The 4280-nt window shown below is 42.1% G+C and carries 4 protein-coding genes; 3 read left to right on the top strand and 1 reads right to left on the bottom strand.

Annotated features, from left to right (window positions below; all coding sequences use genetic code 11):
- Window positions 1–153 precede the first annotated feature (153 nt).
- The 3 genes from GNE10_RS32405 to GNE10_RS32395 all read left to right on the top strand — a co-directional run bounded on the left by GNE10_RS32405 (window position 154) and on the right by GNE10_RS32395 (window position 2647).
- Complete coding sequence (locus tag GNE10_RS32405) at window positions 154–1128, top strand: cysteine synthase A (protein ID WP_099072263.1); 975 nt, start codon at window positions 154–156, stop codon at window positions 1126–1128.
- A gap of 56 nt (window positions 1129–1184) precedes the next feature.
- Window positions 1185–1472 carry a ferredoxin gene (locus tag GNE10_RS32400; protein WP_099072262.1) on the top strand — a complete coding sequence of 96 codons (288 nt, stop codon included), beginning with the start codon at window positions 1185–1187 and terminating at the stop codon, window positions 1470–1472.
- Between the two features lie 266 nt (window positions 1473–1738).
- On the top strand, window positions 1739–2647 hold the full coding sequence (locus tag GNE10_RS32395) for a DUF5331 domain-containing protein (protein ID WP_185570093.1): 909 nt from the start codon (window positions 1739–1741) through the stop codon (window positions 2645–2647).
- A 333-nt stretch (window positions 2648–2980) separates the two neighbouring features.
- On the opposite strand, the gene GNE10_RS32390 is transcribed toward GNE10_RS32395, so the two are convergent.
- Window positions 2981–3976, bottom strand: a complete 996-nt coding sequence (locus GNE10_RS32390; protein ID WP_185570091.1) for a folate-binding protein YgfZ — start codon at window positions 3974–3976, stop codon at window positions 2981–2983.
- Window positions 3977–4280 lie beyond the last annotated feature (304 nt).

The following is a 4280-nucleotide window of genomic DNA, read 5'->3' as shown; positions in this document are numbered from 1 at the left end:
GGAAAGGGGAAAGGTTAAAGGGGAAATACCAAACTTTTCCACCTTTTCCGGACTTCTCTTAGAAGTCTATTTATGGTTATTTCTGGAGATGTGTCAATCATGCCACCGCTATAAGCCAAAATTTTTATAGAAGACAACATAGGTAGAGTCAAAATGGACATTAAAAATGGCTTCGTTGGCGCTGTTGGTAACACACCTCTGATTCGTTTAAACAGTTTTAGTGAAGAAACAGGGTGCGAAATCCTTGGTAAAGCAGAATTCCTTAATCCTGGTGGTTCCGTCAAAGACCGCGCCGCACTTTACATCATCCAAGATGCAGAAGAAAAAGGTTTACTCAAACCCGGTGGTACGGTTGTCGAAGGAACTGCTGGTAATACTGGCATCGGACTAGCGCATATTTGCAACGCCAAAGGTTACAAATGTCTAATTGTTATCCCTGATACCCAATCACAAGAAAAAATAGACGCACTCACAGCCTTGGGGGCCGAAGTCCGTCGCGTCCCGGCTGTACCTTACAAAGACCCAAATAATTACGTCAAATTATCTGGTAGAATTGCCGCCGAATTAGAAAACGCCATTTGGGCAAATCAGTTTGATAATTTAGCCAACCGCCGCGCCCACTACGAAACCACAGGGCCAGAAATTTGGCAACAGACAGATGGTAAAATAGATGCATGGACAGCTGCAACTGGTACTGCTGGTACTTTTGCTGGTGTAGCGTTGTACTTAAAAGAACAAAATCCTGCCATTAAATGCGTCGTTGCCGACCCCTTGGGTAGTGGACTTTATAGTTATGTCAAAACCGGCGAAATCAAAATGGAAGGGAATTCCATCACTGAGGGCATCGGTAATGGTCGTGTTACAGCCAATATGGAAGGCGCACCTGCCGATGACGCTATCCAAATCGATGACAAAGAAGCTTTAAGAGTAGTTTACCAACTACTGAGAAAAGATGGTTTATTAATGGGCGGTTCGACGGGTATTAATGTTGGGGCTGCTGTTGCCTTAGCCAAGCAATTAGGCCCAGGACATACCATCGTCACCATATTATGTGACAGTGGTTCCCGGTATCAATCGCGGATATTCAACCATGAATGGTTAGCTGCAAAAGGGCTTTCTGTGGATTAGGAATGGGGTATGGGGCATGGGGAGCAGAGGAAGAAATGACCAATAACTAATGACTAATGACTAATGACCAAGCTAAATGTGTGCGGGTTTGTCAAAATCGCACTTGTAAAAAGCAAGGCGCTATGAAAGTCTTGGCGGCTTTGATGGCTTTGCCAATTCCTGGGGTAATGGTAACAGGTAGCAGTTGTTTGGGACAATGTGGTAATGGGCCGATGGTGCTGGTATTACCTGATATGGTCTGGTATAGTGGCGTTCAGCCTGATGAAGTACCTTTACTGGTAAAACAGCATTTGTTAGGTGGCCAAAGAGTCAAACAAATGCTCTATCATCGATTTCATTCCTAAAAATCAAGTCTGCACTGTTGTTAATTGCCAATTGGAGATTTTAGATTGCTGATAACTTAACTTTAGCAAGCTATTAAACTTCTTTTAAGGCTCTAGCCCTACCCATTTATTGGTAGGGTCAATCTAAAATCCCAAATCCAAAATCCTTTGACTTCAGTAATAACACTTGTAAAAAAGAATGTGATAGATACAAGTCTATAAACCCAGATGAAATTGAGCTTTTTTAATGCGTGAATTTTAAATTTTGAATTGATATGAGGCATTCGATGAATATCCAGCAACTGCGTCAATCCTTAAAACAGAAGTGGCTGAGTTACTACGAGCAAAATACTTCCTGGTTGGTTAAGATGCGAGTTTGGGCTACTTACGATGGTCTGCGGCGTCCTTCTTCTGGATTTATTTTGGCAACTTTGTCTGTTTTGGAACCGCAGTTTTATGAAATACTTGATTTTATCTCTGATTTAAGTAATAATCCTGATAAAATAGTCACTGCTTTGGGTCTTAACTTCAATCCCGATGAAGAGTTACGTCTAATAAAATCGGCAAAGCAAGTTGAAAGTGAGGCGTTAGAAGATGAATTTTCTCACGACAACAAAGTTGTTCCCTTGGTTTTAAATTCTACTCAAGAGGTAGCTGATTCTCCTGTTAAGACGCTAAACTCTGATTTACCACCTTTGCAGCAAACTCTAATATTATTAACAGATAATACTAAAGTAGCTGCTACACCACAATCTGGAACATCAGTGGCAGTTGTTACTAAAATTCCTGCGAATATATCCGTAAAAACGCTACATTCAGTGAAGCCAGATTCCAGTTTATTCAGGGAAGATAAACCAGTAAAATCATCGCTCCATCGCTCCTCCTCAACAGGAACGCTGACAGTTGTCTCTCAGGTCAACAGCAAAAGCAAAACTATGCCATCTGTGGCATTGGGTACTCAAGTTTCTGGTCATAGCAAACCCATCAGATCCTTAGCAATTACTACTGAAATTTCTAGTAATGGTAAACCAGTGCGATCGCTAGAAATTATTACCGAAGTTCCTAAAGATACTCAGCATATAAATACACCATCACAACAAGTTCAAAGCAAAGTCGATGTATTACGAAGCACCAATGCCCGTAGTGTAGCTTCTTGGGTAGATGAATTTTGCCAAGGTGTTAGATGCGATGGTTAATAGAGGGGAGTCGGGAAAATAAGTTGCTCAATTGGGATTGTTGACTGTTGACCGTTGACAGTCAACAGTCTTTTGTGGAATATTTTTTTTACTAGGATTTACGCAAGAACTCTCTCAAACTCTTATAACTTCGTGCCCTACCCTGCGGGAAGCCACTTTGTGTCTATGTGTCCTTTGCGGTTCGTTTATTCATACTTTTGCGTAAGTCCTATTTACTTGGAAGTCCCCTATTGACATGACAAAATATTTCTTGCGTAATATCATGTCCGCCTAATCACTTATCAGAAAAAATTCCCCGTGTCTTTGCGTCAATTTTAATGATAAGTCTTAATTCTATGGATACTCATGAGAAACAAATGGGATTTCTACTATTTCACCTGTGGTTTCTCCCACTTGAACTTTTAATCCCACACCACCGGCTTTAGTGCGGATGTAACCTAAGCCAAAATAACCATCAGGAGTTTCTGTATAACTAGTAAGTTTACCAACTTTTTCATCTCCCAGAGCGATCGCACTGCCAATTTCCGCAGCCGCGCTGAGTTTCACACCAAATAAGTGCTGTTTTACACCTTTATATGTGTTTAACCGAGCAATGGTTTCTTGTCCGATGTAGCAACCTTTGGTAAAAGAAATTGTTTGCCACAAACCAGCTTCTAGGGGGTTGTAATCATCGGTGAGTTCTGCGTCTGGGGCGGGTCGTCCTTGTAAAATTCGCAACACTTCCCAAGCGCGATCGCTCATTTCTACTGCTCCAAGTTCTAAGAGTTTTTCCCACACTGTTGCTTTGTCAGTGTAGGGAAAAGTTAAAGTGTAACCGGGAATTCCTAAACCACTACCTACAGCAATTCGCACTCCCTGAGCATTGGCAATGGTGTATACTTGGTGACTTCCGTAAGGTTGACCAATAAGTTCGCCAATACCCAATTTTTCAATTACAGCGTCGCTGAGAGGGCCAATGAGGCTGAGAGTATTGGTATATTGGGTGATATCAGATAATTCCACCTTATCTGCAAAGAAAATATATTTATCCAACCATTCCATAAGAAACTGGCGGCGGTTAGGGGAAACCAGCAAAATCACCGCATCTTCTCTGACATAGGCGGTTACTAAATCGATTGTTCTAGCTGTGGAAGTGACGAAAACTGTATCACAACCTTGTCCTGGCTTGAGTGCGAGGAAATCATTAGTGCTTTGGTTGTGTAAAAAGCGGAGGCGGTCATCGCCAGACACTTTGATGCGTCCCCAAGCGGTGCGATCGCAGATTGCAACCCCTTCTGTTGCAGCTTGGATAGCAGCTGCATCTTGATTGTCAATTGTAGATGTTGGCATGATGACCAATTGCCTTGTTTCAATGTTGTCGCACTGCAAATCTTAGCAAATAAGGGTTTGCGGCTTCAATGTACCCCAAGTTTTCTTCTAACTGTATAATCAAATCAAAATAAAGTGTCTAACTATAAAAACTGATGAAACGAACTTTTACTGCAAGTGTATGGCAAGAAGGTAACTGGTTTGTGGCACAGTGCTTAGAGATTGATATTGCTAGCCAAGGCGAGAGTGAAGCTGAGGCATGGGTGAGCGAAAAAAGGTGTGGGGAGTGTGGGAAGTGTGGGGAGTGTGGGGAGTGTGGGGAGTG

The sequence above is a fragment of the Nostoc sp. 2RC genome, from assembly GCF_014222165.1.
Taxonomy (GTDB): Bacteria; Cyanobacteriota; Cyanobacteriia; order Cyanobacteriales; family Nostocaceae; genus Nostoc; species Nostoc linckia.
Note: the sequence above shows the minus strand (reverse complement) of the source record. Positions and strands in the feature narration are given on the sequence as shown.